The following is a 25,882-nucleotide window of genomic DNA, read 5'->3' as shown; positions in this document are numbered from 1 at the left end:
ACTCGCTAAGAATAATTGGCTTTCTTGTTTAAAAATGTTTGATAATGCTTACAAACTATGCAGTAGCAAAACGTTTTTTCAATTCTTCTAAATGCTCTAGTGAAGAGCGAATTTGCTGCAAATGCTTATGAATAACTGTTTTTGCATCCATTGGCATTTCGTCCATCTTCAAGATTTTTTCATAATCTTCGATGGCAGCTTCTTCTCCTCGCTCACATTCATTAATTACAGCTGCGACATCATGAGTAGTTACCATTGCTTTTAAGTTTATCCAAATACGGTGTAATGTACCTGTAACACTTGAGCCTTTTTCTGGAGTTCCTCCTAGTTTTGCTATTTCAGCTTTTAGTTCGTGTCCAAATTCGTAACGCTGTTGTACTGATTTCGTAAAGAAATCTTTCAGTTCGTGGTTTTCTACGTCTGTAACGGCTTCTTTATAGCCTTTTTCAGCATCATAATTTTTTTCGATAAGTTCATTTAACCCATCAACAGCTTTTTTATTTGATTCTTGACTCATAGTATTTATAGTTTAAAAAATTAGAGATTAAAAAATTGTATTTCTACTTATAGTAACTTTTAATAAAGCAAATTGTTATAGTGATTTCAAATTTTGCACTAAAAAAAGCAATCCTATTTTAGAATTTTCTATTAAAAATAAAAAACTTTAAAATAAAATTGCTCTCAAAGTAATTTGCTTTGAATGAATAATCAATTAAAATTAATTGTTATTCAGTATGTTTTATTCGTTTGAGCCGATGTTAGTATTAGCGATAATTACGTCTAAACTATCTGCACTAAGATGTACATTTACATAACCATCATAGTTAATCAATTGATCATAACTTTGAGTTACTGTACTTACACTTTTAGAATTAACAACATCAGTAAGAGCAAATGCTACTTGACCATTAGTTGTTTTTTCGCCATCATGAATATGTGCAGGGTGAACTCCACCAGCAGGAGCATTTACAAGATCAATAGTTACAGTCGTTTTTGAAGCATCCACTTCATCAAAAGTAACTGTTCCAGTTACGTTAGTTAAACCAGTAGTATCTGCACTTGCAAGTGTATAAACTTTACTTCTTAGAGCAGGAACTTCGTCCTCATCATCATCGCCACAACTAGCAGCCATAAATGTGAATAAAATAAGAGCCATGCTCCACATCGCAGTTTTCCAATAATTTTTCATAATAGGGTTTGTTTTAGTTTTAAATAATTGATTGAATTAATCAGCTGTCATAACAAGCTACTTCCTTAGATTGTTTTAATAATCCCTAAACTATTTGTTAATAATTTATAAACAATAGATTAGTTAATTAGCTTAATATAATAATAAAATAAATTATTTCAAGAGATATTCATTTCATTGAAATTATTTTCTACCTATTTATTGATATAATTATTTAAAGATATGACTAACCTTATTAAGTAAACAATTTTAAATAGTTTTGACTATTTTATCTCATAATTTATCAAAACTACAACTTCATATTATTTATCTTAATAAATTAAAAAAGCCTATTTCAAACAAAAAAATGTTTGAAATAGGCTTTTTTCTAAATCTTATTTTATTAAAAATTATCCTACACTTCCTTCTAAAGAAAGAGCAAGTAATTTTTGTGCTTCTACAGCAAATTCCATTGGTAATTTATTTAAAACTTCTTTACAGTAGCCATTTACAATAAGTGCAACAGCTTTTTCAGAATCAATTCCTCTTTGGTTACAATAGAAAATCTGATCTTCTCCAATTTTTGAAGTTGTAGCTTCATGTTCTATTTGTGCGCTACTATTTTCTGCATTGATATAAGGAAAAGTATGCGCTCCACATTGGTCACCAATCAAAAGTGAATCACACTGAGAGAAATTACGAGCATTAGTTGCTCGTTTCATAATATCTACCGAACCACGATACGAATTTTGGCTATATCCTGCCGAAATACCTTTTGAAACAATACGGCTTCTTGTATTTTTGCCGATGTGAATCATTTTTGTACCTGTATCTGCTTGTTGATAATTTTTAGTAACAGCAACAGAATAAAACTCTCCCATTGAGTTATCACCTTTCAAGATACAAGATGGATATTTCCAGGTAATTGCCGAACCAGTTTCTACCTGTGTCCAAGAAATTTTTGAATCATCGCCAAAACAAATTCCTCGTTTGGTTACAAAGTTATAAATTCCTCCTTTTCCATTTTTGTCTCCTGGATACCAGTTTTGAACCGTTGAGTATTTTACTTCTGATTTCTTGTGTGCAAAAATCTCTACTACTGCAGCATGAAGTTGGTTTTCATCTCTTTGAGGAGCAGTACAACCTTCTAAATAGCTGACATAAGAGCCTTCTTCTGCAACAATTAAAGTTCTTTCAAACTGTCCTGTATTTGCTTCATTTATTCTAAAATAGGTTGATAATTCCATTGGCGAACGAACACCTTTAGGAATATAACAAAATGAACCATCACTAAAAACAGCCGAATTGAGAGCAGAGAAATAATTATCACTCACAGGAACAACTGAACCTAAGTATTTTTTGATAAGTTCTGGGTATTCTTGCACAGCTTCACTAAACGAACAGAAAATAATTCCTAATTCTGCTAGTTTAGATTTGAAAGTAGTAGCTACTGAAACACTATCCATAACTACATCAACAGCAATTCCTGAAAGACGTTTTTGTTCTGTCAAAGAAATTCCTAATTTATCAAAGGTTGCTAAAAGTTCTGGGTCTATTTCATCAAGACTATTTACTTGTGCTTTCTTTTTAGGAGCAGCATAATAAATAATTTCTTGAAAATCTATTTCAGGAATATTTAAGTTTGCCCATTTGGGAGTTGGCATGGTTTGCCATTTTCTGAAAGCCTCCAAACGCCATTCTAAAAGCCATTCAGGTTCATTTTTCTTTTCAGAAATGAATCGAACGGTGTCCTCTGTTAGTCCTTTGATTGCTTTATCTGATTCTATATTTGAAACAAATCCGTATTTGTATTCCGAATTTGTGATGTCTTCTAAAAGTTCTTGCTCGGTTTGTTTTGCTTCTGCCATAATTTTTTTGAAGTAAGTAGCAGTTTTGATAATGCTAATTATATAATTCTAGACTCATAAGAGTTTTAAAAAAACCTTAGGGTTTTATAAAACGTCTTGTTTGTAATTAGTCTAAATAATTTTATACTGCAAAAATATAACAAAAAATTGAGATAAAGGTTTTATAAACTTTATTTTTTCTAAAAATCTTTTCTTTTGAGGTTTTTTATTCGCTTTTTATCTTTTACTAGAGGTACAAAACATGTAAAACAGGATTAAAATCCTGTTCAATTTATAATTCTGCCATTGTTGGTGTCCCTGCCATAGCGATAAGGGCATTAAGAAATTTAGCACTCTGTTTGGAGTTTCATATTGGTAGATAAAAACAGAAAAATTAAAATTCATTTACTCCGTAGGAGAAATCCTACCAATATGTAGTTCCTACGGAACAGAAAGACAAATAAATTTTAACCTTACAGCTATGTTGTCCCCACCGACGATATTAAAAATGCAAATAAACTTATTTTACAGTGTACTAAACAGTATAAATCAGAGTAGCACTACATCTTCTATCATTCTTTTTCCAAAATGAGAATTGACACGATAAATTATAGACGTTTTTTGCATCAATAATTCATATCTCAAAGTAGGTTGAGAAACACGAATAAATATTTTTTTATTTCTAATTTCTACTTTTTCAGTTTGCTGTGCTACAAACTCGCCCACAATTTTTGCCCAATCTACTTTTAATCTGTTACTTTCATATTTCACATTCCACTTCTGAGCATCTAAAAATGCTTTCAATGCATCTCCTATTGGTTTTGGATCTGGTGTTCTTCTTGAAGGAAGTTTATTATAGTCTTTATCATACATAATATTGATAAGTAAAGTAAGGAACATTTTTTTATTGAGATGACAAATTTCTATTTAATTAAGAAGAATTGTATCTCAAAAATAACCAAAAATAAAGTGATCAACAACTACTATTTTCAAGTTGTTTAGATATTCAAAAACTTAAAACAAACGATTGTACATTTTAATCCAACGTTCTGGCATTTCGCCTCTATTTGCTTGTTGATAATCATTATAACTACAGGGAATAATGGAGGGACGATGATACGGATTTTCTTCATTATTTTCTTCAAAATGAGGTGCAGGAACTTCTAGCCACCACTTATCAGTCAGCTTACTTTTGTAAAAAACCATCATAAAATCAGTTCTTCTTCCCATCGGAACAAGATATTTTATATAAAAAGGACTTCCGAAATCATATTCAGCTTGACGATTATAAAATCCTTCTACAAAATACCAAATCATTGTCGAAATAATACTTGCTGTATGTCCATACACATCCAAATCAGGATTATATTCATAAAAACCTATCGAAGTCATTTGTACATTATTTCCTGCATACCAACAAATTCGTGTTGCTTCTTCTGCTGAAAGTCCGAAAGGTTGGGCTAATTTGTTTCCTGCTGCATCTGCTGCACGAATGGCACTCAAATCAAAACTTAGTAAATCTGCTGTTCTAACAAGTGGTTCTACTTCTTCAGGTTTGTCTCTAATTTTTCCAACTCCAACAATATCAAAATTTAGTTTTTGATATAATTTTATAAAATCTAATGGAATCAAATATTCTTGACTTGCCAAATGCGTAATATTGAATAAATAATTGGGCTGTAATTTTAAGATTTTATCCATAAAACTATCTGCCAAAGAACTACTATTTGTATCCAAATCAATCTTAGCATCAACACACAAAAGCGAAAGCATTTTATCTAATGGCTTGTAGGCTTCATATTGTGCCAAAGTCAAATCATGACTTCCTCCAATGATAATTGGCAAAACATTTTTTTGTAAAAGTCTATAACAAACTTCAGCCAAACGTTCCTTTGTTTGAGTTTCATCTTCTGTCAATCTCAAATTTCCTAAATCTACAATACTATATTTATGCGCTCGTCCTTTTTGTAAACGATATAATTTTTGACGAACAGCATCAGCAGCATTAAGCATAGATTTATTTTCTGAACCCGTTGCATCATCTACTCCAATAATAGCAATTTCGGCATCTTGCCACGAAAAATTAGCCGAAAAATTACCTGTCAGAATTTCAAACCATGTATTTTTATGATTTTGTCCATCAAAATTGGATAACGAAGGTTTGTCAAAGAATAACTCTAAATTCATTTTCTGTATTATTTCAAATCTTGTTTTATATATCTAACTCAAAAATCTATTAAAGATTATATTTTTCTTTCTTCTTTACAAATACAGAATTTTATTTTTCTTCAATCAAAACTCCCATTTTTCCCATTTGATAATCTCTCATAGCTTCCATAATCTGTGTTTGGGTATTCATTACAAAAGGTCCATGTTGTGTTATTTTTTCATTTATTGGTGTGCCACACAAAACTAACAATTCTGCTTTTGCATCAATATCCATTTCTATATTTTCATTCTCTAACTCAAAAGCAATCAATTCTTTTTCCTCTACTTTTCCATATCCTTTTATTCTCATTTCTCCACTCACAACATAAATCATAGCATTCATTTGCTTTGGAATAGATATAATTTGAGAACCTTTATTTTCTGCTTTGCTCCAAAGGATAAGTAATTCGCTTTCTGTTTTTATCTTGCCTTTCAGAGTTTTCAGTTTATTCTCTTCTATAATTTCATAATTTCCTGCAATAATTTTGTTTTGAATAGCTTTATCTGATGACCAAAATAGAGGAATTTCATTTTCAGGAATATATTGATAGCTAGGAGGTTGCATTTTTTTGTTTGCAGGAGAATTTATCCAAAGCTGAATAATTTCTTGTTTACCATTTCTTTCTGCTAATTCTTTTGAAGGGCGTTCGCTGTGTACAATTCCTGCACCTGCGTGCATCCATTGCACTTCGCCTTTTTTAGCAATTTGATTATTACCACGACTGTCTCTGTGATGAACTTCGCCTTCAATAATAAATGTTACTGGACTAAAGCCTCTATGTGGGTGAGGATCAATACCTTGATGGATAGCTGGCGCATCATCACGATACTCAAAACTGGCATGATGTAATAATAAAAAAGGATCTATTTGATTGATTCTTTGAGTAGGTAAGGCTTGTTTTAAAATAATCCCTCCCATATTTATATCTACGGCAGGGATTACATATTTTACTTCTTTAATTGCTTTGGTTGTTGACATTTTAAATTTATTGATTGAGTTTATAGGTCAAAGCTCCAGACGGACATTTACTAATTTGAGCTTGTAATTCTGCTGTTGTAGCATTTTCTATAGTTATCCAAGGTTTTTCTTTTGGTTTATAAACATTGGGTAATGCTTTTACACATTCGGCAGCGTGTGTGCATTTATGAGCTTGCCAAATTATCGTCAGTTCTCCATTTGAATATTCTTTTTTATTACTTATACTACATTATTTGAGATATAAAGTTTAAAAATTGTAGCTCAAAAAACCTATTTCCAAAAAAATAAAAATAGGTTGTTTTATAAATCCATGAGTGTATTTATTTTACCACGTTGTGGATTCTATAATATCAGCAGCTCTCAAAATATCTCTACGGCTAACCTGTCCTATTACTTTTCCTTGCTTATTAAGAACTGGAAAACGACGAATAGGTGTATTCAAAAACGCTTGTGCAATATCCAAAACATCTTGATCTTCTGAAACTGTCTGTACGTTTCGTGTCATAAAGTCAGCTACTTTTCCCATACTTATAGGCTGATTATGATAGGCTGAACCAATCATAACACGCAGACAATCCTTTTCAGAGATAATTCCTACTAGCTCTTGATTTTCATTGAGTACAGGTGCACCTGAAATTTTCTTTTCTAAAAAAATATTAATTACTTCTGAAACAGGTTGCTCTGGACTAAAAGTAATTAAGTTAGTTGCCATATAACGAGTTACTGAAGGATAAGCCTTAATAGATGCTAGTTTATCTTTGTCGCTTGCTGTATTTTTTGGTGTAAAATTCATAAGTTTGATTTGATGTTTAAGTTTGTGAAAAATAAAAAATTATTGTGAAGTTAATTTGGTTATATATTTTTGTAGTGTCTTTTCTTAGTTGATTAATTCTAATTAATTAACTCTATACTTAGATTATTAATGAGTAGAGAAAAACAGCTTTTAACTTTTTCTATACCAATTTAACTTAAAAAAGTGATAATTCAAAATTTAATTTGGCTTAAATACTCAAACACACTCTTGAATTTTGATATACATCTATTTTACAAACTTTTATTTGAATTATTTTTTATAAAACACTATCGCTCTATTTGTAGTTTATACAATTACTTTAAATCATTTTTTAGAAAAATTAGGATAAAATAAACCTATTTTTCATAATTGAATGCAACAAATTAAAAGCAAAGTTATTATCTTTGATAGTAATACTTTTTATCTACATCAACAGATTCAGATTTATATAAAAACTGCACTTTAAAAACTATGTTAGGAATTTCAAAAAACACAATGCCAGAAGGCGATAGATTATTTGAAGATTTTTATGTCTTCGAACTTCTCCAAACACCTCGTTATGGAAAAATAGTTGCTTATTGGTCGTTAGGAATTTTTATGGCAGGAATAGCATTTTTGTTTCTTCCTTGGCAGCAAAACATTGCAGGTTTTGGGCAGCTTACAGCACTTCGTCCAGAAGACCGACCTCAAAAAGTATATCCTGTTGTAGGTGGACGAATAGAAGCATGGCATATTCAAGAAGGGCAGTTTGTTAATGCAGGAGATACCATAGCTAGAATTTCAGAAGTAAAAGATTATTATTTTGATCCCAATCTAACAGACAGAATGGCAAGTCAGATAGATGCACAAGGAGACGCAATCGGTTCTTTGGGAGATAAAGCAAGAGCATTAGACCAACAGATTGCAGCAGATCAAGCAGCTATGGAATTGGAAGTAAATCAGGCAAGAAACAAAGTAGAACAACTCAAATACAAAATTACGATAGATAGTGCTGATTTGGTAGCTATCGAAACACAATATCAAAATGCTATAAATCAGTATCAACGTGAACAAGAATTATTTCAAAAAGGACTTACTTCCAAAACTGATTTAGAAAACAAAGAATTAAAAGCAAAAGAAGCAACAGCAAAACTCAATTCAGCGCAAAATAAATTAGCTACCACACGTAATGAATATCTCAATACTGTTTTAGAGGTTTCATCAAAAAGAGCTTCTTATATGAGTAAAATTGCAAAAGCTATTTCAGATAAAAGTTCTACTCTTGCTTATGTAAATGAAAATGAACAAAAACTAACCAAACTTCAAAACGAACTTACGAATGTAGAGGTCAGAAAGGCTAATTATATTATTCGTGCTCCTCAGTCTGGATATGTAGTCAAGTCTTTACTAACAGGAATTGGAGAAATTGTAAAAGAAGGACAAGCTCTTGTTACAATTATGCCTGAAAACCCACAACTTGCAGTAGAACTGTATGTTTCTGCAAATGACGTTCCTCTACTTCAACGTGGAACACACGTTCGTTTGCAATTTGATGGTTGGCCTTCGCTGGTTTTTTCGGGTTGGGAATCAGCTACAGTAGGTACTTTTGGTGGAAAAATAGCTGTCATTGATTATATCAACACAAAAAATAAATATCGTGTTTTGGTTGTACCTGATACACAAGCTGAAGAAGATTGGCCTGCTGCTTTACGTGTAGGAAGTGGTGTTTATGGTTGGGCAATGCTCAATGAAGTACCAATTTGGTATGAGTTATGGCGACAACTCAATGCTTTTCCTCCTCTGCCTGTGGAGGGAAGTGATTATGGAAGTAAGGAAGATAAAGATAAAGTCGAACAGATGGAATATGATTCTAAATTAAAAAGGTAAAAATTAAAGGTTATCATGGTTATTGTTGTATAACAGTCTTCCAGACTGTTGAATTTGATAAAATACTGTTTTTGATGTTCAGACTGGAAGCCTGAACTACCTTAATACAAACTGTGATAAGGTTTATTATAAGCAAAAAAAATCAGTTGCTTAAAACAAAAAACCACATTCTTTTGTACAAGCAACAAATATTTGATAATAGAACTACATAATTTCGAATTTCACTATCAAAAAATTCGCAAAAAAATTGTAACTTGAGCCTTAAAAGAATCAATAAAAAACAACCATAAATAATAAATATATGTCAGTAGCGACACCTACACAAACAAATACAAATGAAACCCTTCAAATGATTGCCAAAATGGTACAAGATTTTGGGGAGCGTGCTATCACTCCAAACCGTAATAAATGGGACGACGACCAACATTTTCCTGTTGATGTAATGAAGGAATTAGGAAATTTGGGTCTTATGGGCGTTTTAGTTCCAGAAGAGTATGGAGGAAGTGGTTTTGGTTATCAAGAATATGTAACTGCAATTTCAGAACTTGCCGTTATCGACCCTTCAATTGGTCTTTCAATGGCTGCTCACAATTCACTTTGTACAGGTCATATTTTACAGTTTGGAAACGAAGAACAAAAAAAGCGTTGGTTGCCAAAATTAGCAACAGCAGAATGGATTGGGGCGTGGGGCTTGACAGAAGCAAACACAGGTTCGGATGCAGGAAATATGCGTACAACTGCTGTTCAAGATGGCGATTATTGGGTAATTAATGGAACAAAAAACTTTATTACTCATGGTAAAAGTGGCGATATTGCTGTTGTAATTGTTCGCACTGGAGAAATAGGCGATTCTCACGGAATGACTGCTTTTGTTATCGAAAAAACAACAGAAGGTTTTACAGGTGGACGTAAAGAAGACAAATTAGGAATGCGTCTTTCTGAAACGGCTGAACTCGTTTTTGATAATTGTAGAGTTCATAAAGATAATATTTTGGGAAAAGTAGGCGAAGGATTTGTTCAGTCTTTGAAAGTATTAGATGGTGGACGTATTTCTATTGCTGCCCTTAGTTTAGGAATTGCAAAAGGTGCTTTGCGTCATTCGATTGTTTATTCAAAAGAGCGTGAGCAGTTTAATCAACCGATTGCAAACTTCCAAGCAATTGCTTTTAAATTAGCAGAAATGGCTACAGATGTAGAAACTGCTGAACTTTTGACAAGACAAGCAGCCGACCTAAAAAACAAAGGAAAAAGTGTAAATAAAGAATCTGCGATGGCAAAATATGTAGCTTCTGAAGTGTGTGTAAAAGTAGCTTCTGAGGCTGTACAAATTTTTGGTGGTTATGGTTATACAAAAGATTTTCCAGTAGAAAAATATTATAGAGATTCTAAATTGTGTACGATTGGAGAAGGAACTTCTGAAATTCAGAAACTCGTTATTTCAAGAGCTATTTTGAAGTAATTTTTAAACTTTGATTAGAAAAGCTAAAACCCATTTTAATTTTTGATTAGAATGGGTTTTATTGTGCTTAGAAAAAGCTATTCCCTTTATTTCTTCTACATATTTTATAATCAGAAGAATATAATTTATTTTTGAATAGAATTTGAATAGAAAAAACAGATTACTCTTTCCAAATAGGAATTTCTACAAAACTATCTGTGTACCATTTTATTTTTAGTGGTTCATCTGCATCATGAATGGTTTCCTTTGTTACTTCTTTTCCTGTTCCATAATTTAATTCAGCAAAGGGATTTTTATTTACATTAATATAGACCAATAAGCGACTTCCTTTAGATAGTTTTTTGCTGACCAAATGTGTATTTGTAAAAGGTATTTTTTCTATTTCATTTGGAGTAAGCAATTTTCTTTTTGTAATGTCATTTGCATAACTAGCTCGCCCAACGATATACGACAAATGAAAATATTGCCCATTAGGCATCACTTCATATAATGTAACTCCATAATCAAAATCTTTTTTGTTTATGCTTACATTTAGTTGTCCCATAAATGAGCCATTGACAATTATATCTTCTTCAAACGGTTCAGTTATGAAATTAAATCCATTCGTTTTATCCATTTCATCTCTAATAATTGGACTCGGATAATAGTCATTATTCATAATTTCTCGGTTTGCAAAATCAACTTCTTGATAATGAAAAGTATTTTTAAGAGGTTTTTCAGAGTTTAATTCATAAAAATCTACTGCTTTTTTGTTTGTTAGATAGAATTTCAGATTCTTATTACTCATTTTCTCAATGCTAGAAGCATTTCCCCATTCATTTGCCCCCATTACTTGATAATTGATTTTATCCTTTAGCATTTTGGGTTTGTTACCATTTTTAAAGATATAATCAAACCATTGATACGTAATTTCATTGGTATCAATCAAGGCATCTTTATCAACTGTATATCCTTCAATTTCTTTTGCACCCTTTCTTTGTGCCCCAAAATGACTATAAGGCCCAATTATTAAATAATGTTCAGCGTTTGGATTGTATTTGTAATGCTCTTTTAGATAATAAAGACTTGAGTTTTGAGAATCATTATAATAACCATCTATTGATAAAACAGGAATTGTAATTTGGGCAAACTCTTCTTTGTAAGGGGACATATTTTGCCAATATTCATCATATGAAGGATGACTTATCCATCTTTGAAACAATCTATTTGGGGCATTATCAATACTATCTAGTTTGTTATAAGCTGCTCCTATTTCCCACCATTTAAACATCATATTTCTAAATCGTTGTCTATCATTTCCAGCTAGTGTATCCAAATACTTATCATTTCCAACATAAAAAGACCATTCATAATTTGGATTAACAAAAACATTATTTTCCATCGGCAAGCCCATTGCTGGTCTATTGGCAACATAAGGAACAATCGTTTTGAGAGCTGGATGTAATTTTTTAGTGGCAGCCCATTGTGTAAATCCATTATAACTTCCTCCAAACATTCCAACTTGTCCATTACTCCATTTTTGCTTGCTTATCCAATCAATTACATCATACGTATCATTTGCATCATGTTCATAAGGAAATATTTCATCAGGACTAAAACGTTTTCCTCTTGTATAAGCAATTACGCCAATATATCCTTTGTCGACGGATTGTTTTATGGTTTCAATATCTCTTCCTGTACCTTTTCCTGCATCTCTGACATAAATAGTAAATTGTAAAATGACTGTTTTTTTTGAAGTTTCACCTTTTTTTCTAGCTATCATTCCAGAAATTGTGCCTCCATCTCTTGTTTTGATTAAAATGTCTTCAATGTCATATTCGCTTTCTGAATCGCTTACTAAAATCTTCTTGTTTGACGAACAACTTAGTAAGATTAGAATCAAAATTATTAAATTAAATGCTGTTTTCATGGATAATGGAAGTTGTGTTATATGTAGATATGAAAAAACAAATAAGAATATTTTAATTTAGATCTCAGTCCTCTGACAAAAGATTTTGAAAAAAGATAAAAAAAAGCCATAATTGAGTTTCTTACAAAATTTTCTCACAAATTTTTCTCAATTATGGCAAAAGCAAAGTATGCTTCTAGTGGCAAAGTTACAAAATTAGTTACTGTTTTATCTTCTCATTTAACAGAGTTTCATTTTGCACGAGTTCAATTTATAGGTCTTTTTGTAATAGCTGTTATAAAAGTAGGCTTAGGAGGATTGATTCAAATTGCTACAGCTTTTGAACGGAATGTAGAGTGCAGCTCCTCTTTACGTCGTATTGAACGCTTTTTAAATCACTATAACCTTGATTTTAAGGCAATTACTCGTTTAATTGTTTCTTTACAAGGTATTGATAAGTGGAAGGATATTGTTTTATGTCTTGACCTTTCCAATTGGAAAGTGGGGAAAAAAAATATAAATATTTTGTTACTTTCAGCAGCTTATAAGAATGTTTCAGTGCCTCTTATTTGGTCTGTTTTTCCAAAAAAAGGAAACTCTTCTACTGAAGAACGCATCGAATTAATCGAACGTTTTTTATCTATTTTTCCTAACCTATCTATTTCTTCTATTGTAGCAGATAGAGAGTTTGTAGGTCAAAAATGGTTTACTTATTTATCAGGAAAAAACTTTGATTTTGTAATGCGACTAAAGTCTAATTTTAAAGCGACTAGAAAAGGTAAAACAAAGTCAATTGCAGCCTGGTGTAGAGGACTGGCTATTTCAGAAACGTATCATTTAGAGGGTGTTTTTATAGTCAATGGGGTGGAGGTATATTTATCTGTAAGTAGAACACAAAAAGGATATATTTATCTGGCTTCACCTGTTTTTTTAGAAAACGCTTTTGAAATTTATAAACAACGTTGGGAAATAGAGACGCTGTTTAAAGCACTAAAAACACAAGGTTTTAAGCTAGAAAATACAAAATTGACAGAACCAGAGAAAATAGCTAAATTACTTGCTCTTTGTTCTATTGCATTTGTTTGGTGTTACAAAGTAGGGGAGTGGAAACATAAAAAAATGAAAATAAGAGTCTGTTCAAATGGATACAATGAATACTCTTTTTTCCGATATGGATTACTAGAAATCAAAAAAATACTCAATAATCCAATGAGTAAAGAAACTAAATTCAATCAGAAAATTAAAGTTTTGTCAATGGAGTGAGAATTTAGATACACAACTGATTTTTAATTTTTTAGTAATCTATTTCTTTAGTATAAAAAAGGGTGTTAAGAAAACAGAAATCAAAAAAAGTAGTGCAACGTTATTCCAATTTTTAAGTCTATTATTGTGTCTTGTTCAAATCATATTTTTTATTTTACCTCTTCTATTTTTATTCTACGCTATGAAAACTACTTTTTTTGCTATTTTAGTCTACTTATTCTGTATTTCATTTTCTGCGATTGCTCAAAATACTACTCAAGAAAAACCAATAGAAGTGCTTCTTTTCGGAACATTTCATTTTAATAATCCAGGTGCTGATGTTGCCAAAACCAAAAGTTTTGATATTGAAAGCGAGAAAAGCCAAAAAGAGTTAGAAGAAATTTCTGAAAAAATCAAAGTCTATAATCCTTCAAAAATATTTGTAGAATGGGAATACAACCAACAGGAACAACTAGATTCCTTGTATACTCTGTATTTGGCAGGAACGTATTTTGATAATCCGAAACTCTCTAAATTTTATAAACAAAACGAAATTTTTCAACTTGCTTTTCGTGCAGCCAAAAAATTAGGACATAAAAAAGTATATGCAATGGATTACACAAATACAGATTTTCCTTTTGATAGTTTGATGCAAGTAGCGAAAGAAAATAATCAAACAGAGTTGCAAGAGGAAATTATGCAGGTAATTCAAGAATTTTCGACTGGTTTTGATGCTCAAATTGATGCTCAAAAACCGCTTAAAGAAATTCTCTATTACAATAATAGTCCTGCTTTACGTCAAAAAGACTTATTTCTTTATACTCAAATAATTACTAAAGTTGGAAACAAAGATAATTTTGTAGGAGCATATTTGGCTTCTGAATGGTACAGAAGAAATTTATATATGCTTTCTATTATGCAAAAACAAATTACAAAAGAAGATGAAAAAGTTATGATTTTGTTAGGCTCAAGTCATGTAGCACTTATCAATGAAATTATTTCAACTCATTCAAATTTAAAAGGAATTGAATTGCAAGAAGTTTTAGACTAAAAATAGAATTTTATCCTACTTTATCCTAAAATCCATTCAAAAAATATATTTTCTTGAATGGATTTTTTTATCTAAAAATTCTCATCTATCAATTCTCTATTTATAGCAGCTCCTGCTATTGTGCCAGAAGCTACTGCAAACGATACTGCTCTAAACATAGTTGTAGCATCTCCTATCGCAAAAATATCTTTTATAGATGTTTTTTTGAACAAATCCACTTCTACAAATCCATTCTCATCAAACTTGCAACCTATTTCTTTTGGAATATCAGAATGCTGTTCAAAATCTACACGGGCAAAAATAGCAGAAATTGGGTGTTTTGTCTTGTTTTTGAAAATAATATTTTGAATTTGTCCTTCTTGATGTTCAAATTCCGAAATTTCAGTTTCTATTATTTTGATATTTTTAGAGTGTAGTTTTTGAGTCTGTTCTTCAGTCAAAGTAGATTTTCCATTTGTGAATAAAGTTAGATTTTCACTCCAATTATAGATAAGTTTAGCCATTTCAAAAGCTATATCTCCATTTGCCAAAACTCCAAGATTTTCATGTTTTACTTCATAACCATGACAGTAAGGACAATGTAAAACTGATATTCCCCAACACTGAGCAAAGCCTATAATAGAAGGCATTATATCTTTTATTCCAGTTGCAAAAAGAATTTTTTTTCCGAAAAATGAATTTCCATTTTCTACAAAAACTTCGTATTTATCTTTTTGAGAAGAACAAGAAATTGCTTTTCCTTCAAGAAAACTAACTGTAGGATAATTTAAAACTTGTTCTTTTGCTTTTTCTGAAATTTCTTTGGGCGTATTTCCATCTTGAGTAATAAAATTATGAGAATGAGGGGTTTGTTTATTACAAGGTTTTCCACTATCTATAATTAATACTTTTCTTAAAGAACGTCCTAAAGCCATAGCAGCTGAAAGTCCTGCATAACTTCCACCAATAATAATTACATCAAAATTTGATTTATTTTTCATAAAATAAGCTTTGAAAATTTATATAATTTTATTTATGCAACACTATTGCATTTGCAAATATACAGTTTATCTTATTAAATGCAACAAAGTTGCATTTAAATGCGCTTGTTTTTTGAAAATTCTATTTTATTCTATTAAAAAATCACTTTTTTACTTATCTTTGATTAGAAAATTAGAAATAGAAAATCATACTAGCATTTTCTTTTTTCATTAATCTTAATCACTAAGAACTAATCATTATTCCATGTTTGCTTATCTCAACGGAAAAATCACAAAGCGAGAACCTTCACTAGCCGTTTTGGATATTAATGGGGTGGGTTATGAAGTCAAAATTTCACTTCAAACCTATTCTATTATTCAAGAAGGACAACCTTTCAAACTTTTCACTTATTTGAGCGTAACACAAGATTCTCAAGAGCTTTTTGGGTTTGCTACTGAAAGTGAGAAAAAAATGTTTTTGCAGCTTATTAGTGTTTCTGGAGTAGGACGAAATACTGCTTTAGTGATGCTTTCAGCAATGAACGTTTCTGAACTTGCCAATGCAATTATTAATAATCAAACATCCGTTATTCAGAAAATCAAAGGCATTGGAAAGAAAACTTCCGAACGTTTGGTTTTAGACTTGAAAGATAAGTTAGCAAAAGAAGGTTTCCAATTGGAAGATGAAAATGGAATGAGCAGCGCATTAAAAGAACAAGCATCCAATGCTCTTACCAGTCTAGGTTTATCAAAATTAGTGGCTGATAGAACCATAAATGCCATTTTGAAAAAATACGGCACAGATCTTTCTTTAGAAGAGTTGATTACATATAGTTTGCAAGAAGGCTAAAACAGTTACCAGTTAATAAATTTAGAAATTAGATTTATGAAATTAGAAGTACTACAATCAAACCTAATTAAAAAAGGAAATTTTTCATTCTCTGTTTTCTCTGTAAACTCTGTGTTTTAAAATTATATTCCTATTTTCTCATTCTCCAATCTCTACCACGTGAAATTCTTTATTCTATTTATAATTTTCTTCATTATTCATTTTTCCTCATCTTCTTTGTATGGTTTCTCTTCTTTTACATCAAAAAAAGATTCTATTGGTTTAGAACGAAGGGGAAATAATTTATATATTAAACATAGAGTTACGATTGGTGAAGATATTTATAAAATTGCTAGAAAATATGGTATAAATAAAGAAACACTCATCACGCTCAATCCAGTTGCTCGTTATCCATTGAAAATAGGTCAAATTATTTACATTCCACATGCTCAAACGACGTATAGAATTTCTCAACTTAAAGGATATAAAGTTCGTGCAAACGAAACACTTTTTTCGATTGCTTCAAAGTTTCAAACTGATGTAAAAACGCTTAAAGAACTCAATGAGCTTTATTCTACTCAAATTCAAACAGGACAAGAATTACTTATTCCTTATCCAAGCACTCATCAGGACTTATATCTCATTCCTTCAAATGCGTATAGTGTAGCCAAAGATCCTAATAAAAAAGAAGAGCTAAAACATATATATCATACAGTAGCAAATGGAGAAACTCTTTATTCTATTTCCCAAAAGTATAAAGTCAGTGTAGAAGATTTAAAAAAAATAAATGATAATCCTTCTGGACAAATAAAAGCAGGACAAAAAATTATTGTAGGCAAAGGAGAAAAAATCGAAGAAGTTTTGATTGTTGCAAGTGCAAACACTATGACTAGCCAAGCAAAAAAAGGAAAACCTCATTCTGAGTCAGGTGTTTGTAATGTAACTTTAAAAAGTGATAGACTTGTCGGAATGCACCGAACAGCTCCTAAAGGAACTCTCATAAAAGTATATAATGAAAGTGCTGGAAGAACTGTAACCGTCAAAATTATTGGTAAAATTCAGAATATTGATAGAAACAAAAATGTCGTTATTATTATTAGTCATGAAGCTGGGAGAAAGTTAGGAACAATGAGTAAAGAGTTTCCTGTTTGGTTAAAATGGGAAGAATAAATATATCTTAACTTTTACTCAAAAAAGACTTCTATAAAATTTATGTAATTTTGGGCAGTAGAAACAACTCAATGAGTAGTTTTTACTGCTTTTTTGTATCTTCCTAATTTTCTTATGCCTCATAAGCACATATATTTAAATGAAAAAATCCTTATTATCTAGTTTAGTCTTACTTATACTTTTTTTTGGAAGTTTTATTCCAAGCAATACAAAAGACACTAAAGACGGTTCTAAAATTGAGTTTACAGAATTTACGCTTAAAAATGGTTTACACGTCATTTTACATGAAGACCATTCTGTTCCTCTCGTAGCTGTTACTGTTTTATATCATGTAGGTTCAAAGAATGAAGAACCAAACCGAACAGGTTTTGCACACTTTTTCGAACATCTTTTGTTTGAAGGCTCAAAAAATATCAAGCGTGGAGAATTTGATGATTATATCGAAAACTCAGGTGGAATGAATAATGCAAATACCACTTACGACCGAACTTTTTATTATGAAGTAATGCCTTCTAATCAATTAGAATTGGCTCTTTGGTTAGAATCTGAACGCATGCTTCATGCAAGAGTAGACAGCACAGGCATCGAAACACAAAGACAAGTAGTAAAAGAAGAGCGTCGTCAGCGTATTGATAATCGTCCGTATGGTTCTATTTTAGAAGAAACATTGAAACGAGTTTATACCAAACATCCTTACAAATCTTCTGTAATTGGTTCGATGGAACATTTAGATGCAGCTGAAGAAATTGATTATAAAAGTTTTTATGAAAAATATTATGTTCCAAATAATGCTGTAGTGAGTATTGCTGGCGATATTGATGCAAAGACAGCAAAGGAATTAGTAGAAAAATATTTTGAAGGAATTCCGAAAGGTAAAAAAGTTGAACAACCTAAAATTGTTGAGCCTCCTCAAATGGCTGAAGTTCGTGATACTGTATATGATAATATTCAACTTCCTGCTGTTGTTCAAGCCTTTAAAGTTCCTGCTCGTGGACAAAGTGATTATTATGCTACCAAAATGCTATTTACATTACTTTCTGATGGACAAAGTTCAAGGCTTTCAAAGTCTGTAAAAGATGAACAACAGAAAGCTCTTTTTGTAGGTGCTTTTCCTTTAGATTTAGAGCAAAATCCTAGTGTTGCTCTTGCATTCGGAATTGCTTCTATGGGAGTAAATCCTTTAGAGTTAGAAGAAGCAATGAACAACGAATATGAAAAGGTAAAAGAAGAGTTGATTGAAGAAAGAGAATTTCAAAAGCTCAAAAATCAATTTGAAGCTAATTTTTACACTCAAAATAGCACCATTGCAGGAATTGCTGAAACGTTAGCTGATAACCATGTCTATGGTGGAAGTGCAAATCTTATCAATACTGAAATTGAAAATTATATGAAGGTAAAAAGAGAAGAAATACAAGAAGCAGCTAAAAAATATCTTGTTCCTGAAAATAGAGTTACTCTTCATTATTTACCTAAGAAATAAATTTAGAAGACAAACTTATGAAGAAATCTATAAAAGTAATGTTATTTTTTTAAAAACATAAATTTATTGATTTTACATTCTTCAGTGTTAAAAAAAATCTAACTAGCCGTTGTTAGTGTCTCAACCAACGACATAAATATAAAAAAATGAAAAATAAATTTATTTTAAGTATTGCCGTTTTAATGGCATTCTTATTTACTCAATGTACACCTGTTCCTTCTAGCTCTACTGGAAAGCTAGACCGAAGCAAAGCTCCCAAAGCTGGAGAAGCTCGCAAAGTAGAAATTGCTAAATCTCAGTCCTTTACCTTAGAAAACGGCTTACAAGTTTTTGTAGTTGAAAACCATAAACTTCCACAAGTTTCTTATTCTTTAGTTGTCAATTATAATCCAATTATGGAAGGAAAGCGTGTCGGAATGCTCAATATGTTTGGTTCTATGCTTCGTCGTGGAACAGAAAAACGCACAAAAGAAAAATTAGATGAAGAAATTGATTTTATGGGCGCAAATCTGATTACCTATTCAAGAGGTATTTATGCTTCTTCTTTAAAACGTCATTCAGATAACTTGCTTTCTATTTTTTCAGATGTTCTTTACAATCCTTCTTTTTCGAATGAAGAATTAGCAAAAGTTCGCACCGAATCTTTATCTAGCTTACAATCTTTACCTTCTAGTCCAGAGCAAATTGCAAATAATGTAGTCTCTAAGGTAAATTATGGCAATAATCATCCTTATGGAGAAGTAGAAACAGAAACTACTTTAAATGCTGTCAAAAATGAGGATTTAAAAGATTTCCATCAGACTTATTTCCGTCCAAATGTTTCTTATTTGGCTATTGTAGGAGATATTACTGTAGAAGAAGCTAAAGCTCAAGTAGAAAAATATTTTGCTCAATGGGAGAAAAAAGAAGTTCCTACTACCAAATACAATTCGCCAAAAGCTGCTGAAAAACCACAAGTGGCAATTTCAAATCGTGCTGGAGCAGTTCAGACAGTGATTAATGTTACTTATCCTGTTTATTATCCATTGAGTAGTAATGATTATGGTGCTGCAAGACTCATGAACGGAATTTTGGGAAATAGTGGTTTTGGAGCAAGACTTATTCAAAATCTTCGTGAAGATAAGGCATATACGTATGGAGCATATTCTTCATTGAGTCCTGATGAGCTTTCATCTTCTTTTACTATGTCGGCAAGTGTCAGAAATGATGTTACAGATAGCGCAGTGGTTCAATTTTTATATGAATTGAAGCGTATAAAAGATGAACCTGTTTCTAAGGCTGAATTAGAAAGAGTAAAAGCAAGTTTGATTGGTTCGTTTGTTCGCTCATTAGAAAATCCTCAAACAGTGGCAAATTTTGCGATTGATATTGCTAGATATAATTTACCTTCTGATTTTTATAGCAACTATATTCAGAAAATAAATGCTGTAACAGTAGAAGATATTCAAAATGCAGCCAAAAAATATATCAAACCTGAAAATATAACAATTGTAGCAGTAGGTGACCAAAGTATTTTGATAGAAAAATTAGCTCCCTTTGGAAATATTCAAATTTATGATGCTTTTGGAGAAATGGCAGCTCAAGCAGACCAACGCATTCTGATTGGAATGACAGCTGATAAAGTAATCCAAAACTATTTAACTAAAATTGGAGGTAAAAAATGGAATGAAGTTACTTCAATGAAAAAAGAACAAGTAATGAATGTTTCAGGAATGCAAATAGAGCAAAAATTATTCATTCAAAACCAGCAAAAACTAGCTTTAGAAGTTCCTAAAAGTGGAATAAAACAAGTCTATGATGGCAAAAAAGCCTATGTAGTAACACAAGGACAAAAACAAGAATTAACGGCTACACAAACTAATAGCATTAAAGAACAAACCTTTATTAATCCTTATGTTCAGTATGATAAATCAAATGGTTATTCTATTGAATTGGTAGGAGCGCAAGTAGTAGAAGATAAATCTGTCTTTGAAGTTAAAGTTACTCACAAAGATTACGGCGAACGTTTACAATATTTTGACCCTAAAACAGGACTTTTAATTAAAGAAGTAACTGCAGGAGGAGAAATAATGATAAAAGATTATCGTAAAGTAGGAAATACTGGTCTTTTAGTAGCTTATAAAACAGAAGTTAATTCTCCACAAGGAGCATATACAGTTGATGTACAAAAAGTAGAATTCAACTCTACTATTGATGCTAAAGTATTTATGGTAGAATAGCATTATATAAATTGAAACATAAAAAATGCGTCATTGATTAATAAAATTATATCAATGACGCATTTTTTATATAATTAGATTTTCTTAGAAATCTTCTTTTCGTTCTGTCTGGATACGTATAGATTCGTCATGAATAAGTTTGAAAATAGCTGAAACAAAATCAGGATTAATTTCCATTGTTTCTGCCCATTCAGGACGGCTTTCAAACACTTTTTGCCAACGATCTAATTGGAAAATAGGTAAATTATTCTCTCTTTTATAATCTCCAATTTGTTTAACTAATTCCAAACGAGCGACAAAGTTTTCAACAACTTCTCTATCAATTTTATCAATTTGATTACGCAAATCTTGTAATTTATCTGATAAGCCTGCTTTTTCAAGTGTTTCTAAATTTCCTGTACGGATAACTAGTTTATCCAAAATTTCGGCAAGTCGTTGAGGTGTAACTTGTTGAGAAGCATCGCTCCAAGCCTCATCAGGACTACGGTGTGTTTCTATCATCAAACCTTCATAATTCAAATCCATTGCCTTTTGAGAAAGTGGATAAATCAATTCTCGTTTTCCTCCAATATGACTAGGGTCGCAAAGAAGTGGTAAAGTAGGTAATTTACTTTTTATTTCGATAGCTAATTGCCACATCGGTTCATTACGGTATTTTGTATTTCCATAACTTGAAAAACCACGATGCAAAGCTGCCATTTTGTTTATTCCTGCTTGATGAATGCGCTCAATTCCACCCATCCAAAGTGCAACATCTGGATTAATTGGGTTCTTTACAATAACAGGAACATCAACTCCTTTCAAAGAATCAGCAATTTCTTGCATTGTAAACGGATTTACAACACTTCTTGCACCAATCCATAAAATATCTACTTCATGTTTTAGAGCTTCTTCTACATGTTTGGGTTTGGCAACTTCAGTAGTGATAAGTTTTCCAGTGGCTTTTTTGACATCTAAAAGCCATTCTAAACCAATTTTCCCGACTCCTTCAAAGTTATTTGGGCGTGTACGAGGCTTCCAAATTCCTGCTCTCAAGACTTGAACTTTGTCATTTTTAGCTATTTCTTGACAAGTTTCCATTAATTGTTCAGGCGTTTCGGCACTACAAGGACCAGCAATAAACAAGGGATGATCTGTAGTATTCCAATTAGGATTATTTGGAAACCACGATGATAAAGGGGCAAATTCCATAAATATATAAATAAAGTTGTCTGATTAAATACAAACAACAACGTAATTATTCTAAAATAAAGTTCAAAGGTAGTCAAAATGATTTTTTGAACAAAGATGAATAAGGAGAATAATTTTGTGTTAAAAAAAATTATTTTACAGGTTTATGTTCGGCTATTTTTTGCTGTAAAGCGTATAAATATTGCTGCACTTGTTGCGATTGTTCCGTACTGTTCTTGAAACGTTTTTTTATAAATGTGTCATTATTCAATTGCTCGGCTTGCAGTGTTTCTATATGTTCGAAGGGAGAAAACTCTTCTCTTTCAGCATCCAATTTTTGTTTTTGTGCTTTTTTGAATTGCTCTTTAAGCTGTTGATAAACAAGTGGTTCTACTTTTGATTCTATTTCTTTCCAAAGGGAAGCCGAAATTTGAACAAAGATAAGTTCTCCATTTTTATCAATTATTTTAGTGAGATGAGCTGTTTGAAAAGCATCGTTTTCAGAATCTTTCATTATTTAATTAAAATTAGCTACTACATAAATTAACATAATTTAAAATTTGACAAATAGGGCAATTTCTTGTTTTACTCGTCATTATATCAACTAAATTATATTCCTTCTTACTTTTTATTATTTTCAAAATCTGTTTCAATCATGCCAATAAAAATAAAGTATCTTCAGCTCATTACCAAACAATTAAGTGGACAAATTACTGAAAAAGAATCTCAAATGCTACAAAAATGGCTTTCTAAAAGTCCTTTAAATCAAGTTCTTTTTGCAGATCAAGAAAATGTTTGGCAGTCTTTTCACAATAAAAATATGAATATTTCTGCTTAGAAAGTATTTTTGTTGGTGCTTGCTACATTAAAACATCAATAAATAGAGTTACAGCAGTATTTCTATAAAAAAATATAGCTTTTTGATAAGAGAATTGATAAATTTGAACTTTCTAAGAGAATTTAGAAAACATTCAGTTTATTGATTCTCTTTTTGTTTCTTTTGAACAGACTGGGAAGTCTGTTATACTTAAATTGCTTTCATCAAATTGTCTGATTTTCTTTCCCCTTCTCCTCAAAAAAAGTCTTCTACTTCTAATCTATACAATTTATTTTCTGTGTGGTTGGTTGTTTTGTGTGTCATTTTGGGTTTGTATGCAATGGATAGCTATGAAAAACCTATAGATTTTGATTTGTCTATTAAACAACCAAATTCAAAACAGTTATTTACGCCTCCTTCGACTGATTTTTTGTATAAGCAATTAGCCAAACAAACCTTTTTTATTGTCGACTCTTTAGAGTTAGCTCGCAAAAATAGCATTGATACATCGGCACAGCGTATTTTATTGACTGGCGACTCTATGTCAGAAGGATTATATTTAGCTTTTCGAAGTTATGCAGAATATAATAATCATTATTTGAAAGGTAGAATTTGGTACAGTTCGCTCACCATTCAATGGAGTAAAACCGATAGCTTGAAGAGTTTGATAGAAATTTACAAGCCTACAATTGTGATTTTTACGCTAGGAGCAAACGAACTTTTCAGAACTGATATTTACGAACGAGAAAAAGATATTCAAGATATTATTGCACAAGCTGGCGATACGCCTTTTATTTGGGTAGGTCCTCCAAACTGGAAAGACGATACAGGAATTAATGAAATTATTGAGCGAAATATGCCTTCAAACACTTTTTTCTTATCCAAAGATTTAGAGTTTGATAGAGAAAGAGATGGCGCACACCCAACACGAGAATCATCAAGATATTGGGCTGATACGATTGCTACTTGGATTATGAATAAATCTCGGCATAAAATTTTATTAGAAAAACCTGTTTCAGAAGGTTCGGATAATAAATAGATTAAACGACTATTTCCACAAATTCATTTCCGTTTTCATCCTCTTCTAAGAAAACTTTCCAACCAATTTTTGTTGAAATAGATAACAATATATCAGTATATATCTTTTGATTGATTTCTTTACTCTTAGTACAAACGATAGAAATTAGATTGATATTTTTAGGTAATTCCCTACTTGGAGCAAATCCCCCACCTTCCACCTTACAGATAAATAAACTCATAAAAGGAATTTTTTCATTATTTATAAATGTTTGGTGGTCTTTCTCTTTGAGAAAACCTGTTTCTAAAATAATATCTATGAATTTTTTTGTATCAATATTTTGAGTAAATCTCAAATCACTCTGAATTGTGTAATAATTATATCTGTCGCTATACATTTTTAATTCTTTGATAAAACTTCATATAATTTATAGATAGAGAATATATCTGTATGAATAGTATCAAACTCTGGATATTTTTCGATCAAGAGTTTTCTTTCTTGTATAAGAGCTTTAGCTTCTAAGCGAGAATTAAATAACTCATTTTCATTTAGTAAATTTGAAAAAAGTTTTGTATGAACAAAATTTAGCAAATATTTATCTTCTATATCATCTGATAAATCTTGAATAGATTTATTAGTTGGTGTATATCCTTCAATTCTAAGTAAAGATTGAAACGCTCTATCACAAATATCATATCCTAGAAACTTGTATTGAGAATCTAGTATCGTTTCATCTTTGTCAGATACATCAATACAAGCCATCAAATAAAAATCTTTTCCAAATTTTTTATACTCTTCAACTAGGCTTTTAGCAACATCTATATCATATAAAAAGTCATTATCTTCACTCTTATCAGTAGGTAATAAATTAACGTGTTTTATAAATAGTTCAAGCTCTTCTTCGTTTTCATTTGGAATAGGATTAAATCTAAATGCATTATACCGAAAAACACCTTTATAATTACTTATAATTTTGCTAGTAGGATGGTTTTTTCCCATTAATAAATAACCTATTTCCATAATTCAAAATTTACAATTCATCATTCACAATTAAGATATTTAGTGCATTCTATCCCCACGAAGTTCTAAACTTTCCATAATTTCAGATTCATAATTCAAAAATTCTTGCCAGCGTTTATCTACTTTTTCTTTTGGTAAATATTCTTTCGCCAAACTAATAAAAACAGTATAATGACGGGCTTCTGAAACCATTAGTTCACGATAAAATTTCTTTAATTCTTCGTCTTCTATCGTATTTGAAAGCATTTTGAAACGCTCACAACTACGTGCTTCTATCAGCGCATTTACCAAAAGATTATCCAAAAGACGCATTTCTTCGCTTCCTCCTTTTACCATGAAATTGCGTAATTTGAGTGCATATTCATCTTTTCGTTTTCCTCCAAAAGTTAGGTTTCTTTTGCGAAGCTGTTCCAAAACCATTTCAAAATGTGTCCATTCTTCAGCAACGATTGGCGAGAGTGTATCGACAAGTTTTGGCAAATGATTATATGTTACAATCAAAGAAATACAAGAAGAAGCTGCTTTTTGTTCGCAATAAGCGTGGTCTGTCAAGATAGCTTCGATACTTTCTTGGGCTAATTCTGTCCAGCGTGGGTCGGTTGGGAGTTGAAGATGAAGCATTTTTTGAATGATGAATTATTAATGATGAATTGTGAATTATATTCTTGTAAAATTGTCAAAGCACTTTCAAGTGTCAGA

At 31.2% G+C, this 25,882-nt stretch carries 25 protein-coding genes; 10 read left to right on the top strand and 15 right to left on the bottom strand.

Features of this window, described 5'->3' with window-relative positions; all coding sequences use genetic code 11:
* Positions 1–55: 55 nt before the first annotated feature.
* The 8 genes from V9L05_RS14070 to V9L05_RS14035 all read right to left on the bottom strand — a co-directional run bounded on the left by V9L05_RS14070 (position 56) and on the right by V9L05_RS14035 (position 6,995).
* Positions 56–517 carry a PA2169 family four-helix-bundle protein gene (locus V9L05_RS14070; RefSeq protein ID WP_338812522.1) on the bottom strand — a complete coding sequence of 154 codons (462 nt, stop codon included), beginning with the start codon at positions 515–517 and terminating at the stop codon, positions 56–58.
* Positions 518–739: 222 nt separating this feature from the next.
* Positions 740–1,189, bottom strand: coding sequence for a CHRD domain-containing protein (locus V9L05_RS14065; RefSeq protein ID WP_338812521.1), 450 nt, complete (start codon positions 1,187–1,189; stop codon positions 740–742).
* 389 nt (positions 1,190–1,578) lie between these two features.
* Positions 1,579–3,036, bottom strand: a complete 1,458-nt coding sequence (sufB, locus tag V9L05_RS14060; RefSeq protein ID WP_338812520.1) for a Fe-S cluster assembly protein SufB — start codon at positions 3,034–3,036, stop codon at positions 1,579–1,581.
* 528 nt (positions 3,037–3,564) lie between these two features.
* A complete protein-coding gene (locus V9L05_RS14055; protein WP_338792609.1) occupies positions 3,565–3,915 on the bottom strand; it encodes a DUF721 domain-containing protein in 351 nt (116 codons plus the stop codon).
* A 114-nt stretch (positions 3,916–4,029) separates the two neighbouring features.
* Positions 4,030–5,202: a formimidoylglutamase gene (locus V9L05_RS14050; RefSeq protein WP_338812519.1), complete on the bottom strand. Its 1,173-nt coding sequence runs from the start codon at positions 5,200–5,202 to the stop codon at positions 4,030–4,032.
* A 91-nt stretch (positions 5,203–5,293) separates the two neighbouring features.
* The gene (locus tag V9L05_RS14045; protein ID WP_338812518.1) at positions 5,294–6,202 is read right to left on the bottom strand and encodes a pirin family protein; all 909 of its coding nucleotides are present in this window, start codon (positions 6,200–6,202) and stop codon (positions 5,294–5,296) included.
* A 7-nt stretch (positions 6,203–6,209) separates the two neighbouring features.
* Positions 6,210–6,383 (bottom strand): (4Fe-4S)-binding protein, encoded by a 174-nt coding sequence (locus V9L05_RS14040; protein ID WP_338815425.1) that lies wholly within the window; start codon positions 6,381–6,383, stop codon positions 6,210–6,212.
* 144 nt (positions 6,384–6,527) lie between these two features.
* Positions 6,528–6,995 (bottom strand): CBS domain-containing protein, encoded by a 468-nt coding sequence (locus tag V9L05_RS14035; RefSeq protein ID WP_338792613.1) that lies wholly within the window; start codon positions 6,993–6,995, stop codon positions 6,528–6,530.
* Positions 6,996–7,466: 471 nt separating this feature from the next.
* On the opposite strand from V9L05_RS14035, the gene V9L05_RS14030 reads away from it, so the two are divergent.
* Together V9L05_RS14030 and V9L05_RS14025 are read left to right on the top strand one after the other, a co-directional pair.
* Positions 7,467–8,861, top strand: a complete 1,395-nt coding sequence (locus V9L05_RS14030) for an HlyD family efflux transporter periplasmic adaptor subunit (protein ID WP_338792614.1) — start codon at positions 7,467–7,469, stop codon at positions 8,859–8,861.
* Between the two features lie 301 nt (positions 8,862–9,162).
* Entirely contained in the window at positions 9,163–10,320 is a 1,158-nt protein-coding gene (locus tag V9L05_RS14025) for an acyl-CoA dehydrogenase family protein (RefSeq protein ID WP_338812517.1), read from the top strand.
* 160 nt (positions 10,321–10,480) lie between these two features.
* Here V9L05_RS14025 and V9L05_RS14020 read toward each other — a convergent pair whose 3' ends face one another.
* On the bottom strand, positions 10,481–12,229 hold the full coding sequence (locus V9L05_RS14020; RefSeq protein WP_338812516.1) for a CocE/NonD family hydrolase: 1,749 nt from the start codon (positions 12,227–12,229) through the stop codon (positions 10,481–10,483).
* Positions 12,230–12,382: 153 nt separating this feature from the next.
* On the opposite strand from V9L05_RS14020, the gene V9L05_RS14015 reads away from it, so the two are divergent.
* On the top strand, positions 12,383–13,471 hold the full coding sequence (locus V9L05_RS14015) for an IS4 family transposase (protein ID WP_338812515.1): 1,089 nt from the start codon (positions 12,383–12,385) through the stop codon (positions 13,469–13,471).
* Positions 13,472–13,652: 181 nt separating this feature from the next.
* Positions 13,653–14,501, top strand: coding sequence for a DUF5694 domain-containing protein (locus V9L05_RS14010; RefSeq protein ID WP_338812514.1), 849 nt, complete (start codon positions 13,653–13,655; stop codon positions 14,499–14,501).
* A gap of 71 nt (positions 14,502–14,572) precedes the next feature.
* Here the strand turns inward: V9L05_RS14010 and V9L05_RS14005 are convergent, their stop codons facing one another.
* Positions 14,573–15,481 carry an NAD(P)/FAD-dependent oxidoreductase gene (locus V9L05_RS14005; protein WP_338812513.1) on the bottom strand — a complete coding sequence of 303 codons (909 nt, stop codon included), beginning with the start codon at positions 15,479–15,481 and terminating at the stop codon, positions 14,573–14,575.
* A 244-nt stretch (positions 15,482–15,725) separates the two neighbouring features.
* Between V9L05_RS14005 and ruvA the strand changes: the two genes are divergently transcribed.
* The 4 genes from ruvA (at position 15,726) to V9L05_RS13985 (ending at position 21,158) form a co-directional block, all read left to right on the top strand.
* A complete protein-coding gene (ruvA, locus tag V9L05_RS14000) occupies positions 15,726–16,310 on the top strand; it encodes a Holliday junction branch migration protein RuvA (RefSeq protein WP_338792620.1) in 585 nt (194 codons plus the stop codon).
* Positions 16,311–16,469: 159 nt separating this feature from the next.
* Positions 16,470–17,459 carry a LysM peptidoglycan-binding domain-containing protein gene (locus V9L05_RS13995; RefSeq protein WP_338812512.1) on the top strand — a complete coding sequence of 330 codons (990 nt, stop codon included), beginning with the start codon at positions 16,470–16,472 and terminating at the stop codon, positions 17,457–17,459.
* A 139-nt stretch (positions 17,460–17,598) separates the two neighbouring features.
* The gene (locus tag V9L05_RS13990; protein ID WP_338812511.1) at positions 17,599–18,939 is read left to right on the top strand and encodes a pitrilysin family protein; all 1,341 of its coding nucleotides are present in this window, start codon (positions 17,599–17,601) and stop codon (positions 18,937–18,939) included.
* A 146-nt stretch (positions 18,940–19,085) separates the two neighbouring features.
* The gene (locus V9L05_RS13985; RefSeq protein WP_338812510.1) at positions 19,086–21,158 is read left to right on the top strand and encodes an insulinase family protein; all 2,073 of its coding nucleotides are present in this window, start codon (positions 19,086–19,088) and stop codon (positions 21,156–21,158) included.
* A gap of 84 nt (positions 21,159–21,242) precedes the next feature.
* Here V9L05_RS13985 and V9L05_RS13980 read toward each other — a convergent pair whose 3' ends face one another.
* Both V9L05_RS13980 and V9L05_RS13975 read right to left on the bottom strand, forming a co-directional pair.
* Positions 21,243–22,349, bottom strand: a complete 1,107-nt coding sequence (locus V9L05_RS13980; RefSeq protein ID WP_338812509.1) for a chorismate mutase — start codon at positions 22,347–22,349, stop codon at positions 21,243–21,245.
* Between the two features lie 130 nt (positions 22,350–22,479).
* Positions 22,480–22,842: a hypothetical protein gene (locus V9L05_RS13975; protein ID WP_338812508.1), complete on the bottom strand. Its 363-nt coding sequence runs from the start codon at positions 22,840–22,842 to the stop codon at positions 22,480–22,482.
* Between the two features lie 141 nt (positions 22,843–22,983).
* Here V9L05_RS13975 and V9L05_RS13970 point away from each other — a divergent pair, with 141 nt between their 5' ends.
* Both V9L05_RS13970 and V9L05_RS13965 read left to right on the top strand, forming a co-directional pair.
* Complete coding sequence (locus V9L05_RS13970; protein ID WP_338792626.1) at positions 22,984–23,166, top strand: hypothetical protein; 183 nt, start codon at positions 22,984–22,986, stop codon at positions 23,164–23,166.
* Positions 23,167–23,374: 208 nt separating this feature from the next.
* A complete protein-coding gene (locus tag V9L05_RS13965) occupies positions 23,375–24,184 on the top strand; it encodes an SGNH/GDSL hydrolase family protein (RefSeq protein WP_338812507.1) in 810 nt (269 codons plus the stop codon).
* Position 24,185: 1 nt separating this feature from the next.
* On the opposite strand, the gene V9L05_RS13960 is transcribed toward V9L05_RS13965, so the two are convergent.
* The 3 genes from V9L05_RS13960 to V9L05_RS13950 are packed head-to-tail and all read right to left on the bottom strand — an operon-like array spanning position 24,186 to position 25,804.
* Positions 24,186–24,560: a hypothetical protein gene (locus V9L05_RS13960; RefSeq protein ID WP_338812506.1), complete on the bottom strand. Its 375-nt coding sequence runs from the start codon at positions 24,558–24,560 to the stop codon at positions 24,186–24,188.
* A gap of 2 nt (positions 24,561–24,562) precedes the next feature.
* Positions 24,563–25,183, bottom strand: a complete 621-nt coding sequence (locus V9L05_RS13955; protein ID WP_338812505.1) for a hypothetical protein — start codon at positions 25,181–25,183, stop codon at positions 24,563–24,565.
* Positions 25,184–25,222: 39 nt separating this feature from the next.
* Complete coding sequence (locus tag V9L05_RS13950) at positions 25,223–25,804, bottom strand: tRNA-(ms[2]io[6]A)-hydroxylase (protein WP_338812504.1); 582 nt, start codon at positions 25,802–25,804, stop codon at positions 25,223–25,225.
* Positions 25,805–25,882 lie beyond the last annotated feature (78 nt).

Origin of the sequence: Bernardetia sp. Wsw4-3y2, from assembly GCF_037126295.1 — a bacterium.
GTDB lineage: Bacteria > Bacteroidota > Bacteroidia > Cytophagales > Bernardetiaceae > Bernardetia.
This window is presented reverse-complemented; position numbering and strand designations above follow the sequence as displayed.

Bases quoted from the DNA above. Each gene is read 5' to 3' on its own strand.
- V9L05_RS14050 (WP_338812519.1), bottom strand. From the start codon at position 5,202: ATGAATTTAGAGTTATTCTTTGACAAACCTTCGTTATCCAATTTTGAT.
- V9L05_RS14065 (WP_338812521.1), bottom strand. From the start codon at position 1,189: ATGAAAAATTATTGGAAAACTGCGATGTGGAGCATGGCTCTTATTTTA.
- V9L05_RS14030 (WP_338792614.1), top strand. From the start codon at position 7,467: ATGTTAGGAATTTCAAAAAACACAATGCCAGAAGGCGATAGATTATTT.
- V9L05_RS14010 (WP_338812514.1), top strand. From the start codon at position 13,653: ATGAAAACTACTTTTTTTGCTATTTTAGTCTACTTATTCTGTATTTCA.
- V9L05_RS14015 (WP_338812515.1), top strand. From the start codon at position 12,383: ATGGCAAAAGCAAAGTATGCTTCTAGTGGCAAAGTTACAAAATTAGTT.
- V9L05_RS14005 (WP_338812513.1), bottom strand. From the start codon at position 15,481: ATGAAAAATAAATCAAATTTTGATGTAATTATTATTGGTGGAAGTTAT.
- ruvA (WP_338792620.1), top strand. From the start codon at position 15,726: ATGTTTGCTTATCTCAACGGAAAAATCACAAAGCGAGAACCTTCACTA.
- V9L05_RS14020 (WP_338812516.1), bottom strand. From the start codon at position 12,229: ATGAAAACAGCATTTAATTTAATAATTTTGATTCTAATCTTACTAAGT.
- V9L05_RS13975 (WP_338812508.1), bottom strand. From the start codon at position 22,842: ATGAAAGATTCTGAAAACGATGCTTTTCAAACAGCTCATCTCACTAAA.
- V9L05_RS13980 (WP_338812509.1), bottom strand. From the start codon at position 22,349: ATGGAATTTGCCCCTTTATCATCGTGGTTTCCAAATAATCCTAATTGG.
- V9L05_RS13950 (WP_338812504.1), bottom strand. From the start codon at position 25,804: ATGCTTCATCTTCAACTCCCAACCGACCCACGCTGGACAGAATTAGCC.
- sufB (WP_338812520.1), bottom strand. From the start codon at position 3,036: ATGGCAGAAGCAAAACAAACCGAGCAAGAACTTTTAGAAGACATCACA.
- V9L05_RS13960 (WP_338812506.1), bottom strand. From the start codon at position 24,560: ATGTATAGCGACAGATATAATTATTACACAATTCAGAGTGATTTGAGA.
- V9L05_RS13970 (WP_338792626.1), top strand. From the start codon at position 22,984: ATGCCAATAAAAATAAAGTATCTTCAGCTCATTACCAAACAATTAAGT.
- V9L05_RS13985 (WP_338812510.1), top strand. From the start codon at position 19,086: ATGAAAAATAAATTTATTTTAAGTATTGCCGTTTTAATGGCATTCTTA.
- V9L05_RS14070 (WP_338812522.1), bottom strand. From the start codon at position 517: ATGAGTCAAGAATCAAATAAAAAAGCTGTTGATGGGTTAAATGAACTT.
- V9L05_RS14035 (WP_338792613.1), bottom strand. From the start codon at position 6,995: ATGAATTTTACACCAAAAAATACAGCAAGCGACAAAGATAAACTAGCA.
- V9L05_RS13990 (WP_338812511.1), top strand. From the start codon at position 17,599: ATGAAAAAATCCTTATTATCTAGTTTAGTCTTACTTATACTTTTTTTT.
- V9L05_RS13955 (WP_338812505.1), bottom strand. From the start codon at position 25,183: ATGGAAATAGGTTATTTATTAATGGGAAAAAACCATCCTACTAGCAAA.
- V9L05_RS14055 (WP_338792609.1), bottom strand. From the start codon at position 3,915: ATGTTCCTTACTTTACTTATCAATATTATGTATGATAAAGACTATAAT.
- V9L05_RS14025 (WP_338812517.1), top strand. From the start codon at position 9,163: ATGTCAGTAGCGACACCTACACAAACAAATACAAATGAAACCCTTCAA.
- V9L05_RS14045 (WP_338812518.1), bottom strand. From the start codon at position 6,202: ATGTCAACAACCAAAGCAATTAAAGAAGTAAAATATGTAATCCCTGCC.